We start from the raw sequence: 13,936 nt of genomic DNA on the forward strand, positions 1-13,936 counted from the left end.
CCTGACATCGCGGCCGGAAATGGTGGGACATGCGGTTTTTCGGCGACCGCCTAGCCCGCCAATGTCCGGCCGCTGATATCGCGGGGAAAACCCGCCGCGAGATGATCGATCAGGGCACGGACGGCGGGCGGCAGCCCCCGCCTCGTCGTGAAGACGAGATGGACGATCCCCTGCAGCCCGCGCCATTCGGGCAGGATGCGGACGAGGTGCCCGGACCTCAGCGCATCGAGGCAGACATGATCGGGAAGGATCGCGACGCCGAGGCCATCGATCGCGGCGTCGCGAACCGCCACCATGTCCTCGCAGCCCATGCGCGGGACGACGCGCACGACATGCTTGCGGCCATCCTCCGTTTCCAGATGCCATTCGAGATCATCCGCCGCATCGTCGGTGGCCAGCGCCGGCAGCTCGGTCAGTTGCTCGATCCTGTCGATCCGGCCGGCGAACCGCGGGTGGGCCACCAGGATGCGGGTCGATCGCCCCAGCGAGCGCATGGTCAGCGCGGCGTCGCTGGTCAGGCTTGCCCGCACGCGCAGCGCCAGGTCGATCCGTTCCTCGATCAGATCGACGGCACGATCGGTCGCGACGAGTTGCAGCCGCACCTTGGGATAGCGCGTGAGAAACGCCGAGATCAGGCCCGAAATCGGCTGGAGCATCCCCGTCGGGCAGCTGACGCGGATCCGCCCATGCGGCTCGACCTGCGCCTGCACGACCAGCGCCTCGGCCTGCTCGGCCTCCGCCAATATGGCACGGCATCGCTCGTAGAACGCCTGGCCCGTGTCGGTGACGCGGAAGCGGCGGCTCGATCGTTCGATCAGGCGCAGGCCCAATCGCTCCTCCAGCCCTGCGATGCGCCGGCTGAGTTTCGACTTGGGTTCCCGCAACGCGCGCCCGGCCGCTGCGAAGCCGCCATGCGTCACCACCTCGGCGAAATAGGCATAGTCGTTGAGATCGATCCGCATCAGCGTTCCTCCTATGGAACGATAAGTGCCATATTTGCCGACTACAGGCATCATCGTTGTCGTCGCATCTTCACCGGGCACCGGCGCTTGGCCGGACCTCGAAGGAACAGACGATGGCAGACAAGTTCGGCAACAAGGTCGTGGTGGTGACCGGCGGCACCAGCGGCATCGGCCTCGCCACCGCCAAGGCCTTCGCCGCGGAAGGCGCATCGGTGTTCGTCACCGGCCGCCGCCAGGCGGCGCTCGACGCGGCCGTGAAGCAGATTGGCGGCCGGGTGACCGGCGTGCAGGGCGACATGGCGGTGCTGGCCGACATCGACCGGCTGTATGATGCGGTCCAGCAGCAGCATAAGCAGATCGATGTGGTCTTCGCCAATGCCGGGGGCGGCGAACTCGCCCCGCTCGGCGCGATCACCGAGGCGCATTATCAGAGCATCTTCGACAGCAATGTGAAGGGCGTGCTGTTCACCGTACAGAAGGCGCTGCCGCTGCTGCGCGACGGCGGCGCGGTGATCCTCACCTCGTCGACCACCAGCATCAAGGGCACCGGCGCCTTCAGCGTCTATTCGGCGACCAAGGCGGCGGTGCGGAATTTCGCGCGCAGCTGGATCCTCGATCTGAAGGAGCGGCATATCCGGGTGAACGTGGTCAGCCCCGGCCTGACGGAGACCGCCGGCCTCAACGATCTGTTCGGCGGTGGCGATCAGGCGCAGGGCACCAAGGATTATCTGATTGGGCAGATTCCTGCCGGCCGCATCGGCGAGCCCGAGGAAATCGCCAAGGCCGTCCTGTTCCTCGCCTCTGACGACGCCTCGTACATCAACGGTGTCGAACTCTTCGTGGATGGCGGTCAGGCGCAGATCTGATCCGTCTCTCCGCCTTTCGGCATGGAACGCCATCTGCGGTTTTTTCGAATCGGCGACGTCTGCTGATTGTCGGAAAAATCGTGGGTGGCGTCGATGTGGGAGCGATGGAGAAGGCGGCTTATGGTTGCCGCTGCCGGCCGCAACCTCGTGATCGATCTTGCAGAATTATATGGTTCGGCGGCGGCGGAGAGATTGGAGGGGATGATCGCGCTTGGATGGTCGAGCGATTACGAGCGGGACGTTCTGCTGAAAGCCAGGACGGAGTTGAGCAAGGTCCGCCTTGACCTGTCGGGGTGACGATGAACCGGCATGATCGAAACCGAGCTCATGGCCGTGTTGGACCATCCCGTGAAGCTCGATCGGGCTCGTCGCGCATCGCCGGTGCCTTATCGCGAATTCGCGGCAGCCGGATGCGAACCTCCAGGCCACCGAGATCGGAGCGGGCGAGATCGAGCGATCCGCCGTGCAGCTCGACCAGTTCCCGGCTGATCGACAGGCCGAAGCCGTGCCCGCTCGCCCGCTCGTCGAGCCGCCGGCCCCTGATCAGGGCTTCGCCGATCTCCTGATCGCTCATGCCGGGGCCGTCGTCGGCGATGACGATATGGACCTGCCGATCTTCCTCATCAGCGACGATTTGGACGGTAGCGTGCGCCCAGCGCCAGGCATTGTCGAGCAGGTTGCCGAGCAGTTCGTCGAGATCCTGCGGATCGCAACGGATCGCGACCGACGCCGCGATGTCGATCTGCGGCACGATCGCGCGATCCGCGTGGATGCGACCCATCGCCTGCGCGAGATCATCGACGCACGCCCGCAGCGCGACGGTGGTGCTGGCGGCGGCGCCCGGCTCGGCGGCACGCGCCCGGCCGAGATGATGCCGGATCTGCCCTTCCATGCGCATGACCTGCTCGGCGAGGCGGCCTTCGGGATCGATCTGCGGATGATCGAGGTCCAGCCGCAGCGTCGCCAGCGGCGTCTTGAGCCCATGGGCGAGATTGGCGACATGGCCGCGTGCGCGTGCCAGCGCCTGCGCGTTGGTGGCGATCAGCGCGTTCAGTTCCTCGACCAGCGGAAGCAGCTCGGTCGGTTCGTCGACGTCGACGTGCGACAGCCGGCCCTCACGGACTTCTCCGAGCAGCGCGGTCAGGCGGCTGAGGGGGCGGAGGCCGATCCGAAGCTGGAGGAGGAGCGCCAGCGCGAGGAAGGCGCCGAGCAGCAGCAGCGAGACGAGCAGGGGCGTCATGGCCGCCCGCCAGGGCCGCTCGACGATGTCCCGCGGACCCGCCGCGACGATGTCGATCGGGCCTGCCGCAGTCTGCAGGGTGAGGATGCGATAATGAACCGGCTGTCCGCTCTGATCGATGCCGTCGAGCGGTCGGGGCCGCGTCGGGGCGCCCTCATGCCGATGATGGTGCGCTGCCCAGTCCCAGCGGGGGGGCTGATCCCATCCGGGCGGAAGTGGCAGGTCGGCGGGGCCGAGCGAAGCCGATCGCAGCGTGCGGGTCGGCGTGATGATCTGCCACGCCCATCCCGATCCCGCGCGGTCATAAGGCGGGAGATCGGTGGCGAGCGCCGGATCGATCGTGCCGTCCGGCCTTGCCGATCGCGCCACGACCGCGATCTGCGCGTCGAGCCGATCGTCGAGCCCGTGCATCACGAACCGTTCGAGCACATGGCCGATCGTCAGCGCGGCGAAGACCAGCGCCACGGCGATCGCGACGCCCGCCGTCACCAGCAACCGTCCGGTCAGCGATTTCGGCAGCAGGCGCATCAGCCGGCCGCCGCCGTCAGCCGATAGCCGAGGCCGCGCACCGTTTCGATGTGATCCGCGCCGATCTTGCGGCGCAGGCGGCCGATGATCACCTCGAGCGAGTTGGAATCGACATCGGCATCGCCCTCATAGACGCGCTCGAGCAGATCGAGCCGTTCGACCACGGCCTCCTTGCGCAGCATCAGGCAGGACAGCACGCGCCATTCGAACGCGGTGAGCTTGAGCGGCAGGCCGTCGATCTGGAACTGGCCGGTCTGCGCCTCGAAATGGAGCGGGCCGCATTGGATGATGCTGGCCGCATGGCCGGCGGCGCGGCGGACCAGCGCGCGCAGCCGCATCACCAGTTCCTCGACGCGGAACGGTTTGACCAGATAATCGTCGGCGCCGGCCTTGAAGCCCTGCACCTTGTCCGACCAGGCATCGCGTGCGGTCAGGACCAGCACCGGCAACATGCGGCCGACCGCACGCCATTGCGCCAGCACCGAAAGGCCGTCGCGCCTGGGCAGGCCGAGATCGAGCACGGCGACGTCATAGGCCTCGGTTTCGCCGAGATGGCCGCCATCCTCGCCATTGTCGGCGACGTCGACCGCAAAGGATTCGGCGCGCAGCGCCCGCGCGATCGCATCGGCCAGCGCGATATCGTCTTCCACCAGCAGCACGCGCATCATCACCTCCGCAGACCGGGCTAGGCCATCGCCCTAAACCGAAACTGAACGAGCCGGTTCAGAGTGGGTCGGACGACCGAGGCTACAACGTGGGCACCATCAAAGGAGACCCCGATGTCCACGTCCGAAACCACTTCTCCCGTCGCACGACGCCTCAAGCTCGGCCTGGCCGCGATCGGCTTGCTCGCGGTCGGCGGCATCGGCGGCGGCGCCATCAGCCACGCATTCCGCCCGCCGATCGAAATGGCGCCGACCCACATCGTCGCCATCCGTGATCTCGCCAAGGCGCAGGGGATCGTCACCGTCCGGGGCCGCGTCGCCGAAAGCTTCGGCGATCATCTGGTCGTCGACGATGGCACGGGGCGGACGCTCATCGATGGGGGGCCACATCGCGACGGCGATACGCTCGCGCCGCTGGGCGCCGTGATTGCGGTGCAGGGCCGGTTCGATCGGGACAGCTTCCATCCCTCTTTCCTGGTCGATGCTGCCGGCACGGTGACGCCGCTCGGGCCGCCGCCGGGGCGTCATGGTCATGACGGGCATCACGGTCATCCGGGGCCCGACGGCGACGACATGCAGGGGCCTGATCAGGGACCGCCGCCGCCGCCGGCCCCGAAGGCGCCTGCGCCGGCCGCCTAAATCGCAGCCCGGGGATTTCGCGCCCGCTTCCGGTGCCTCGCGCCCCGGAAGCGGGCCGACCGCGCGTCGGCGATTATGCCGGTCGCGACTTGCCGCCCCGTCTCGACCGCATGGCGTCAACGATGGGTGGGATGATCGCCGTAGAATTTCCAGCGGGTCGAAAAGTCTTTCGAGAGGCTCTGATTTTCCAGATCCGCGCGCAGGAATTCGATCGGCATACTATTTTCATGCAGAATCGCGTCATGAAAGTCGCGATTGGTCATCTTGCCCGAATCCACCAATTCATGGTGAAGCGCGCGGAATTGCAGCCCGCCGAGCAGATAGGCGCTCTGATAGAGCGGCCCGACCGAACCATTGAAGGATCGCCGCACCTCGGCGGTCGCATTGTCCGGCTCGAACCCGACATTGTCGATCAGATATTGGGCGCATTCCTGCGGCGTCCACTTGCCGAGATGAAAGTTCATCGTGAAGATGATCCGGGCGGAGCGATGCATCCGCCACATCAGGGCGCCGACCTTCTCGGCGGGCGTCTTGTCGAAGCCCATGTCCCAGAGCAGCATTTCCCACCAGAGCGCGTTGCCCTCATGCCAGAAGGGCGTCGCGAACTGCTGGCGATAGGGATTGTAGCGCGCGCCCATGTAGAATTGCAGGAAGTGCCCGGGGATCATCTCGTGAAACGCCGTCGCGTGCGACAAAGGCGTGGCGTTGCCGCGCATGCTCATCTCGCGCTGGTCGAACGACATGCTGTCGGTGGGATAGGAGACGCTCAGTTCGTTGCCGCCGGTGAAGAACGGGTTCACCAGCTGGCGCTCCGGGGTCATCATGATCATCCGCCACGTCTCGTCGGCCAGCGGCGGCACCGTCACGAGATCGTGCTGTTCCACGAAATTGCTGCCTTCCAGCACCAGATTGCGGATCACGTCCGGCTGCTCGCCCGGCGCGACGTGCATCTGCTTGGCCTTTTCGACGGCGGCGTGCCAATCGTCGCCATACCCCATCTCGCGGGATGCCTTGAGCATTTCCCGCATGCACCAGTCATATTCGGTCTGGGCGATCGCGATCAGTTCTTCGGGCGTGTAGGAGATCATGTTGTCGTGCAGATCGGCGATCAGCGCCTCCCGCCCGACCGGATCGCCGATGATCGTCGTCTTGTCGTCCGGCGCGATGCCGACCAGCTTGTTCTTCAGGAACCCGATATAATCGGTGATCGCCGCGTTCGCGTCCTTGTACGGCGCCTCCGCCCACCAGGTGAAGAGCGGGTCGTAGCCGTCATATTGGCCATACCAGGCGTGCAATTCGTTCTGGAGTTCGATGCTCGCGAGCATCGCGCGGTTGGCGATCACCGCTGTGGTCTTCTTCGCGCCGGGCCGCGACGGATCGAACTGGAGCTTTGCCGCGGCGATGCTCTTGGTGATGGCGGTCAGCGCCGCGGCATCCTGCTCGCCGTCGGGGCGGACCATGCGCCGCTTTTGGTCGATGAAGGTTTCGATCGTGCCGGCAAAGGGCAGAAGCGGCGCCATCTCCTCGGCATGGTGCTGCAGCAGCGCGAGCTGGTGCTGCTGGCCGGTGATGTAGTTTTTGAGCAGGAGATAATCGACCCGGTCTTCCTGGCTGCGCAGGCCGTCGAAATCGACCTTGTTCAATGTCGCCAGTTGATCGCGGTAGAAGGTGTCGAAGCGCGCCGTGGTGATCGGAGCGAACGATATCCGGTACGTCGCCGCCAGACTCTTATAATCGGCCGTGTAATTGGTGACGATCTGCGGCATCTGGCGCGCGATATCGGGTGCATTCGCAGCTGGTTCTGCCGCCATGCCTGCGGGCGTGAGGAACAAGGCGGCGGCGATCGCCGAAGTCGCTGCCCAGCGACTCATGTTTCGGTCGGATATCCGCATGAAGGCATCTCCAAAAGCAGGCTGGCCGGCGCGAAATATCCGACGCCGCGACGAGATCGAGGAACAATCTCGTCAGAACATATTTATCGTATACGGAATACTATGTGGGAGTATCGCGGCCTGTCAATCGCGATTTCCAGGTGGATCCGATCGTCCTCGTCGCACGCGCTCGCTCGGTTTCGCCCGCCGGATATGGCGGCGGCCAACCGGGGGGCTACCGGCCATTGCGCGGGAAAATGGTCGGTGAGGGGCGCCATGTGCTTGATGCGCGGCGCGTGGTTGCTCGGCCATGGCAGCCATGGCCTATGGCCATCACCAACGCATCTGTGGGTATAAGCCGCCATCGTCACCGGATTTGCCGGACGCCGCAGAACGCCAATTCGATGATCACCCGAGTGAGACGAGGCTTTCTGCGAGTTCGGCGTTCCGGAACGGCTTCGTGAGCCTGGGCAGGTCCGGATCGATACCGGCGCTTTCCGCATAGCCGGATATCACGAGTATCTTTGTTTTGGGACGGCTGGTCTGCACGGTTCGGGCGAGTTCGGTGCCCGACATTCCGGGCATCAGGTGGTCGGTCACGAGCAGGTCCGGGCGAAGGCCGTCTTCGATCAGATTCAGTGCCTGTTCCGCAGAGTTCGCCTCGACGACGACAAAGCCCATCTCGCTCAGCATGTCGGCCGTGCTCAGGCGCACCAACTCCTCGTCATCCACCACGAGGGCGACACCGCTGACGTTCACCACCGGCACTGCGGGGACGGCCATCGGAGCCACTGTCGGTTCGACACTCTCGGGAAGCCAGAGATCGATGGTCGTGCCCACCCCGAGTTCACTGCTGATCGCCAATGCGCCGCCCAGTTGCGAGGCAAGGCCATGTGCCATGGAAAGCCCCAGGCCGGTGCCCTTGCCGACGCCTTTCGTCGAGAAAAAGGGTTCGATGGCACGTTGCAGCGTGGCCTCGTCCATGCCGGATCCGGTGTCCGCCACGGACAATTTGAGATAGGTGCCCGCCTTCAGGTTGATTTTCGCATCGATACCGACCGTCTCGGCGCCGACCGACAAGCGCAAGGTGCCGCCGCTGGGCATTGCGTCGCGCGCATTCACCGCAAGATTGAGGATCGCCATCTCGAGCTGGTTGGGATCGGCCTTGGCAGCCGGAAGACCGTCGGGGGCGTCGACGACGACCTTGATTTGAGGGCCCGTGGTACTGCCGACGAGTTCGGCCATGCCGTGAACCAGCGGCGCGAGATCGACGGCGGTGGATTGGAGCGGCTGCCGGCGTGCAAATGCAAGCAACCGCTGGACGAGGGTCTTGGCCCGATCGGCAGACTGAACGGCGCCGGCGATCAAGCGTTGCTCGCGCTCACTGCCGATACCCTTGCGCTGCAACATGTCGAGCGAGCCGACGATCGGCGTCAGCAGATTGTTGAAGTCGTGCGCGACGCCGCCGGTGAGGCTCCCCATCGCCTCCATCTTCTGCGATTGGCGAAGCGCGTCCTGCGCGTTCTCCAACTCCGCCGCACGCTGCTTGTCCGCGGTGATGTCGCGGCCATAACCGTAGATCAGATCGCCTTCGAAGGCGGTGCGCCAGACAATCCAGCGTGGCGTACCATCCTTGGCACGATATCGGTTTTCGAGACCGTCGACGTCGATGCCGTTGGAGGCGCCTTCGACCGCTTGCGTCGTGACGCCGAGGTCGTCAGGCCAGACGAAATGGCTGAAGCTCGTGCCGACCACCTCTTCGATCGAGTGGCCCAGAATGCGTGTCCAGGCGGGATTGACGTCCCGGAACACCCCATCCCGGTCGGCGGTGACGAGAATGTCGCGAGATCCCTCCCATACCCTGTTCCGCTCGGCCGTGCGGTCGGCGACGCGTTGCTCCAGCGTCTCGTTCAACTCGCGGATTTGGGTTTCGGATCGTTTTCGTTCGGATACGTCGTTGAACAGGACTGCGACCCGGCGCTGCTCCGGCTCTCCCACCCTGTACGCATATATTTCGAACCAACGATCCATGGCTTGCGCATAGTCCTCTATCCGCCTTGGAATGCCGGTAAGGGCGATTTCTCCATATAGATCGTACCAGCGCTGCTCATGTCCGGGCGCCAATTCGCTCACCCGGCGACCCACGGCATCGATCAGCCCGGTCTGCTTCTCGAACGCCGGGTTGATCTCCACGAAGACATAGTCGATGGGGCGGCCGCTATCGTCGAACACTATGTCGAATACGCAGAAACCCTGTTCGACACTTTCGAACAGGGTGCGATATTGCGCCTCGCTGTCGCGAAGCGCCGCATCGATGCGGCTCCGTTCGACCGCCATGCGCGTGCGCTCGCCGAATTCCCTGATCAATGCATGCTCGTTCGGCGTCCATGTCCTGACATGGGCGTCGTTGACGTACAGGACAGCGGCCAGTCTTCCATGTTCGAGCACTGGCATGTTGACGAAGGACCGTATGCTCCGGCCTTCCAGCGCGGCAGCAGCGCGTGCCGTCCGTTCATCTTCGCGGACATCGGAAATCGCGACGAAATCCCCCCGTTTCAGATTGTCGACGAACGAGCCGTAATCGCGCAGATTCAGCACGCCGGCGAGTGTGCCGACGCCCGGCGCCGTCCAGTCCCGTTCGACATGGAATGTCTCGGCCTCCGGGTCGATCGTCGCATACCCCACACGGCTGACGCCGAGCGCACGCCCCAGAATATCGGCGGCTGCATGGGCGAGGTCAGCGGACCCTCGATCCTCGCGAATGGCATCGGCGAATTCGACGAGGCAGGCTTTGTGGGAATCGTCCCGCTTGCGATCGGTGATGTCGATCGACACGCCCGTCATGCGCAGCGGCGTACCGTCCGACGCATAGGTAGGCCGGGCCCGGATCAGCACCCAACGCAGATCGCCCATGGGCGTGATGACCCGATATTCGATGTCGTAATCGGTCGCGGCCGCGATGCTGTCCTCGACGGCTCCGATCATCCGCGCCCGGTCGTCCGGATGCACCGCGTCTTGCAGCTGCTGATATGTGAAGGGCGCTTCGGGATCGCGGCCGAAATTGGTGCGGCATGTGTCCGACGTGGTCAGCGCGCCATTCGTCAGGTCCAGCGTCCAGGCGCCGAGCCGCCCGGCCTTGAGCGTGAATCGCAACTCCCGCTCATTTTCGCGCAGCTCCGCCACGACGTCGCGAACCTGGTACTGGCGGGCTCGCGCCTTGAGCGCCGAACGCACGGCGCCGAGCATGGCCTCGGCGTGCAAGGGCCGCTCGAGCAGCACGGTGTTGCCGAGCGCGTCGAGACGCTGGAGCGCGCCTTTGCCCCGCGCGCCTTTGTGGCCGTTCGCCAAGACGATGAAGGGCAGATCGGACCATGTCGGCTGGTCCGCGATCCAGGCGGTCAGCCTGTCGATCTCGTGGTCGGCCAGCACCTCCTCGGTAAGCATGACCGCCCCTGCGCCGTTTTCGATCGCGTCGATGAGGACGGACATGTCACGGCAGGCCACGGCGGCGATATCCGCTCGGGCGAACAGGTCGATGGCGACTTCCGCGTCACGTCCCCGCGGTGCCAGGATAAGCAGGCTGTTGTTCACCGTGGAGAAGCCGGTCCTGCCCCCGCGTTATCGTCTTTTTTCATCAGCCTCGATCCCTCGCCCGAAAAGGTCGGGACGCCCGTCAACACACCCTGGAAATCCCGCAGTGTGTCACCGACCGAGAGACCCTGTTCCGTGATCTGAAACTCGCGGATCGTCCGTTCGTGCCGCGCGGTGCGAGTCTTTATCACGGAAATCGCCTGGCGGACCTCGCCATAGGCTTCGAAATAGCGAAGCTGGAGGACGGTATCGGCGAGATAGCTGAGATCGATGTCGGATCGAATGTCGCCGGTGATGCCGTGGAGCCCGAGGATGAGGATCGTCGCGATGCCCTTCTGGCCAAGATAGCTCAGCAGTTCGTGCATCTGCAGGACGAGGAACTGCTCGTTCGGCATCGATTGCAGATAGGCGTTGAGGCTATCGACCACGACGATCTTCGCGCCGAAAATCTCCACTGCGTCGCGAACCGCGCCTACAAATTCACCCGGCGACAGCTCGGCAGGATCGATGGCCCTCGCATCCAGCGTCCCGGCGTCGATGAACGGCATCAGGTCCATGCCGAGCGACTTCGAGCGCTTGATCAAGGTCGGCAGTCGCTCGTCGAGCAGGAAGTACGCGGCCTTGGCTCCGCCGGCCAGCCCGGCAACCATGGCCTGTACCGTCGCCGTCGTCTTGCCGACACCCGCCGGGCCGGACAGAAGCGTGGTCGTGCCGGGTACGATCCCGCCCCCGAGCAGATTGTCGAGATGTTCCGAGCCGGTCGAGAGCGGGGTGTCGTCGTAACGGTCGCCATGCTCGGCCGCCACGAGCCGCGGATAGACGCACAGGCCGCCCGGCTTGATCTCGAAATCATGATGTCCACCACGGAAGCGGACACCGCGCATCTTGACCACATGGAGGCGGCGGCGCTGGGCGCCGAACCCGGACAGCGTCTGCTCCAGCATGATCACACCATGGGCGATGCTTTGGAGCTGGAGGTCGCTGTTGCTGGCGCTCTTGTCGTCGAGCAGTAGAACCGTACACTGGCGTGACGCGAAGAAGTGCTTGAGCGCCAGGATCTGGCGGCGGTAGCGCACGGGGGTCTGCGCCAGCAGCCGCAGTTCGGAAAGACTGTCGATGACGACGCGGCTGGGCCTGGTCTAGTCGACTCTCGCCATGATGTCGCGTACCGTCTCACCAAGCTCCACCTCGCTCGGGTGCAGCAGGGTTTGCTCGCGATCCTCGCCGAGCCCATCGCCCGGCACCATCTCGACGAGATCGATCGCGTCCAGCGACCAGCCGTGACTTTGGGCCACGGCGACCAGCTCGATCCGTGTTTCCGCGAGGGTGAAATAAAGGCCGACCTCGCCCGTCTTCGCGCCATCCAGCAAAAACCCGAGACCCAGGGTCGTCTTGCCAGTGCCTGGGGTGCCTTCGACGAGATAGATGCGCTCGCGCGTCAGTCCGCCGACGAGGATGTTGTCGAGGCCCTGGACGCCGGTGGACGCGATGGCGCGATGGTTGTCGGTCTGCTTGGTCACGATACGCCCCTTGAAGATTATTCAGCATAGGCACAGCCGGTTAGGGTTGCCAGAGGCGCTTCGTTCGATGTCGTCGTGCCGCTTGCGGTGTCGCACCCCAACGATGCGCCATGCGACCGGGTTTCATCCGCGTGCGTGATTAATCCAAAGGCCAGATCGATATGCTGAGGGGGCGTCGGCCGGCTGCCGAACGACGGGCAATGTCGCGAATGGCAGCCGTTTGAACCGGCCGGCCTGTGCGAGTACCGGCCGGGGGGACATGTTACTCGTCTTACTCGTCGACGATATGCGTCCGGTCGACGCCGCCCGGCCCGGCGAGATATTCCTCGTCGGTCACCTTCTCCATCCAGATCACCGCCTTGCCGTCGAGCGCTTCCTGGATCGCGATGTGGGTCATCGCGGTGGTCGGCGAGGCGCCGTGCCAATGCTTGTGGCCGGGCGGGCACCAGATCGTGTCGCCCGCCCTGATCTCGACGATCGGCTCGCCCTCGCACTGCGTCCAGCCGCAGCCGGCGGTGACGACCAGGATCTGGCCGAGCGGATGCGTGTGCCAGGCCGAGCGCGCGCCCGGCTCGAACGTCACCTGTCCGGCCGAGACGCGCGCCGGCTCGGTCGCGGCGTAGAGCGGATCGATCCGCACGGAGCCGGTGAAATACTCGTCGGGGCCCTTTTGCGAGGGCTGCGATCCGGCGCGCATGAGCTTCATATGTTCGTCCTTTCGACGGGATGTCCTGGGTGGCGCGGTCAGGCGCCCGCGTCCTCGAAAACCTTTTTGACGATCGGCAGTGCCGTCATCGCGGGCGGCCAGCCCGCGTAGAAGGCGATCTGGGTGATCGCCGCGACGATCTCGTCCGGCGTCACGCCATTCTCGAGCGCCTTCTTGATGTGGAAGGGCATTTCGTTGATCCGGTACATCGCGATCAGGCAGGTGATCGTCACGAGGCTCCGGTCGCGGGGGGCGAGCGCCGGATTCTCCCAGACGTCGCCGAACAGCACCTTGTCGGTGATCGCGGCGAGGTGCGGCGCGACGTCGCCGAAGGCGTTGCGGGCGTTGGTCGGTTCGGTGGCCATGATCGGCTCTCCTGTCGGTTCTGTCTGTAGCGGCCGCGGCATCGCCGCGGCCACACGCATCGTCGGCGCCGTCCGTCGGGCGAGGGACGGCCCGATCGTCAATGGACGGTGAAGCCGCCGTCGACCGGCAGCCCCACGCCGAGCACCAGGCTCGCGCCGTCGCTGCACAACCACAGCACCGCGGCCGCGATTTCCTCCGCCCGGCCGAGCCGCCCGATCGACTGCTCGCGCATGATCTCCTTGAGCATCGCCTCGTCGATGCCGTCGCCCATCGGCGTGTCAATCGTCCCCGGGCACACCGCGTTCACGCGGATATTCTTGGTCGCTACATCGAGCGCGGCGCATTTGGTGAGGCCGAGCACGCCATGTTTGGAGCTGTGATAGGCGGCGCGGTTGGGAAGGCCGACGAGCCCGCCCAGCGACGAGCAGTTCACGATCGCACCGCCGCCCTGCTTCTCCATCTGGATGAGCTCATGCTTCATGCACGCCCAGATGCCCTTGAGATTGACCGCGTGGACGTCGTCGAAGCCGGCCTCGGTCTCGTCGGTGACGGGACCCCAGGGGCCGAGGATTCCGGCATTGTTGTAGGCCATGTCGAGCCGGCCGAAGGTGGCGACCGCGCGCTCGACCAGCGCCTGGGCCTGCGCCTCGACGGCGACGTCGCAGGGGACGGCGATCGCGGTGTGTCCGGCGGCCGTCAGCTGCGCGACGGCGGCGGCAAGCGTCGCCTCGTCGCGATCCGCGAGGACGACGGACGCCCCGCTTTCCGCGAAAGCCTTGGCGGTGGCGAGGCCGATGCCCCGGCTCGCGCCCGTGACCAGCGCGACCTTGCCGGTGAAATCATAGATGGGCTGCATGTCATATCCTCGCTGAGCGATGGGTGGCGGCATCCTCCGCGCCTCCGACGGCGAGATAGAGAGCGCCCGGTCGAGCGTCAGCGCCCGCGCCATTCCATGCCGCGATGCACGCGGCTCATCCTCGAT

12 protein-coding genes and 2 pseudogenes are annotated in these 13,936 nt (G+C 65.4%); 3 read left to right on the plus strand and 11 right to left on the minus strand.

Annotated features, from left to right (window positions below; translation table 11 throughout):
- Positions 1-50: 50 nt before the first annotated feature.
- Positions 51-962: a LysR family transcriptional regulator gene (locus PBT88_RS06275; RefSeq protein ID WP_270078356.1), complete on the minus strand. Its 912-nt coding sequence runs from the start codon at positions 960-962 to the stop codon at positions 51-53.
- A gap of 113 nt (positions 963-1,075) precedes the next feature.
- Between PBT88_RS06275 and PBT88_RS06280 the strand changes: the two genes are divergently transcribed.
- Positions 1,076-1,828 carry an SDR family NAD(P)-dependent oxidoreductase gene (locus PBT88_RS06280; RefSeq protein WP_270078357.1) on the plus strand — a complete coding sequence of 251 codons (753 nt, stop codon included), beginning with the start codon at positions 1,076-1,078 and terminating at the stop codon, positions 1,826-1,828.
- A gap of 120 nt (positions 1,829-1,948) precedes the next feature.
- A complete protein-coding gene (locus PBT88_RS06285; RefSeq protein WP_270078358.1) occupies positions 1,949-2,125 on the plus strand; it encodes a hypothetical protein in 177 nt (58 codons plus the stop codon).
- A 28-nt stretch (positions 2,126-2,153) separates the two neighbouring features.
- Here the strand turns inward: PBT88_RS06285 and PBT88_RS06290 are convergent, their stop codons facing one another.
- Both PBT88_RS06290 and PBT88_RS06295 read right to left on the minus strand, forming a co-directional pair.
- The gene (locus PBT88_RS06290) at positions 2,154-3,596 is read right to left on the minus strand and encodes a sensor histidine kinase (RefSeq protein WP_270078359.1); all 1,443 of its coding nucleotides are present in this window, start codon (positions 3,594-3,596) and stop codon (positions 2,154-2,156) included.
- Entirely contained in the window at positions 3,596-4,261 is a 666-nt protein-coding gene (locus PBT88_RS06295) for a response regulator (RefSeq protein ID WP_270078360.1), read from the minus strand. Before PBT88_RS06295 ends, PBT88_RS06290 begins: the two co-directional genes overlap by 1 nt.
- A 114-nt stretch (positions 4,262-4,375) precedes the next feature.
- Between PBT88_RS06295 and PBT88_RS06300 the strand changes: the two genes are divergently transcribed.
- The gene (locus tag PBT88_RS06300) at positions 4,376-4,900 is read left to right on the plus strand and encodes a hypothetical protein (protein WP_270078361.1); all 525 of its coding nucleotides are present in this window, start codon (positions 4,376-4,378) and stop codon (positions 4,898-4,900) included.
- 116 nt (positions 4,901-5,016) lie between these two features.
- Here PBT88_RS06300 and PBT88_RS06305 read toward each other — a convergent pair whose 3' ends face one another.
- The 8 genes and pseudogenes from PBT88_RS06305 to PBT88_RS06330 form a co-directional block, all read right to left on the minus strand.
- Positions 5,017-6,771: a DUF885 family protein gene (locus PBT88_RS06305; protein ID WP_270078362.1), complete on the minus strand. Its 1,755-nt coding sequence runs from the start codon at positions 6,769-6,771 to the stop codon at positions 5,017-5,019.
- 408 nt (positions 6,772-7,179) lie between these two features.
- Complete coding sequence (locus PBT88_RS21135; protein WP_407696553.1) at positions 7,180-9,108, minus strand: hybrid sensor histidine kinase/response regulator; 1,929 nt, start codon at positions 9,106-9,108, stop codon at positions 7,180-7,182.
- A 57-nt stretch (positions 9,109-9,165) separates the two neighbouring features.
- Positions 9,166-10,260, minus strand: a pseudogene (locus PBT88_RS21140) (PAS domain-containing protein); the annotation flags it as partial.
- A gap of 98 nt (positions 10,261-10,358) precedes the next feature.
- Positions 10,359-11,246, minus strand: a complete 888-nt coding sequence (locus tag PBT88_RS21025) for an ATPase domain-containing protein (protein WP_326521582.1) — start codon at positions 11,244-11,246, stop codon at positions 10,359-10,361.
- Positions 11,232-11,882, minus strand: a pseudogene (locus tag PBT88_RS21030) (ATPase domain-containing protein); the annotation flags it as partial. The pseudogene PBT88_RS21030 and the gene PBT88_RS21025, both read right to left, overlap by 15 nt.
- A gap of 271 nt (positions 11,883-12,153) precedes the next feature.
- On the minus strand, positions 12,154-12,588 hold the full coding sequence (locus tag PBT88_RS06320; RefSeq protein ID WP_270078364.1) for a (R)-mandelonitrile lyase: 435 nt from the start codon (positions 12,586-12,588) through the stop codon (positions 12,154-12,156).
- Between the two features lie 38 nt (positions 12,589-12,626).
- On the minus strand, positions 12,627-12,953 hold the full coding sequence (locus PBT88_RS06325) for a carboxymuconolactone decarboxylase family protein (protein WP_270078365.1): 327 nt from the start codon (positions 12,951-12,953) through the stop codon (positions 12,627-12,629).
- Positions 12,954-13,051: 98 nt separating this feature from the next.
- Entirely contained in the window at positions 13,052-13,810 is a 759-nt protein-coding gene (locus PBT88_RS06330) for an SDR family oxidoreductase (protein ID WP_270078366.1), read from the minus strand.
- Between the last annotated feature and the right edge of the window lie 126 nt (positions 13,811-13,936).

The sequence above is a fragment of the Sphingomonas abietis genome, assembly GCF_027625475.1.
In the GTDB taxonomy this organism is placed as follows: domain Bacteria; phylum Pseudomonadota; class Alphaproteobacteria; order Sphingomonadales; family Sphingomonadaceae; genus Solisphingomonas; species Solisphingomonas abietis.

What these genes read in the sequence shown, in the direction of transcription:
- PBT88_RS06275 (WP_270078356.1), bottom strand. Translation starts at nt 962, where the DNA reads ATGCGGATCGATCTCAACGACTATGCCTATTTCGCCGAGGTGGTGACG.
- PBT88_RS06300 (WP_270078361.1), top strand. Translation starts at nt 4,376, where the DNA reads ATGTCCACGTCCGAAACCACTTCTCCCGTCGCACGACGCCTCAAGCTC.
- PBT88_RS06290 (WP_270078359.1), bottom strand. Translation starts at nt 3,596, where the DNA reads ATGCGCCTGCTGCCGAAATCGCTGACCGGACGGTTGCTGGTGACGGCG.
- PBT88_RS21025 (WP_326521582.1), bottom strand. Translation starts at nt 11,246, where the DNA reads ATGCGCGGTGTCCGCTTCCGTGGTGGACATCATGATTTCGAGATCAAG.
- PBT88_RS06285 (WP_270078358.1), top strand. Translation starts at nt 1,949, where the DNA reads ATGGTTGCCGCTGCCGGCCGCAACCTCGTGATCGATCTTGCAGAATTA.
- PBT88_RS06305 (WP_270078362.1), bottom strand. Translation starts at nt 6,771, where the DNA reads ATGAGTCGCTGGGCAGCGACTTCGGCGATCGCCGCCGCCTTGTTCCTC.
- PBT88_RS21135 (WP_407696553.1), bottom strand. Translation starts at nt 9,108, where the DNA reads ATGGCGGTCGAACGGAGCCGCATCGATGCGGCGCTTCGCGACAGCGAG.
- PBT88_RS06330 (WP_270078366.1), bottom strand. Translation starts at nt 13,810, where the DNA reads ATGCAGCCCATCTATGATTTCACCGGCAAGGTCGCGCTGGTCACGGGC.
- PBT88_RS06325 (WP_270078365.1), bottom strand. Translation starts at nt 12,953, where the DNA reads ATGGCCACCGAACCGACCAACGCCCGCAACGCCTTCGGCGACGTCGCG.
- PBT88_RS06295 (WP_270078360.1), bottom strand. Translation starts at nt 4,261, where the DNA reads ATGCGCGTGCTGCTGGTGGAAGACGATATCGCGCTGGCCGATGCGATC.
- PBT88_RS06280 (WP_270078357.1), top strand. Translation starts at nt 1,076, where the DNA reads ATGGCAGACAAGTTCGGCAACAAGGTCGTGGTGGTGACCGGCGGCACC.
- PBT88_RS06320 (WP_270078364.1), bottom strand. Translation starts at nt 12,588, where the DNA reads ATGAAGCTCATGCGCGCCGGATCGCAGCCCTCGCAAAAGGGCCCCGAC.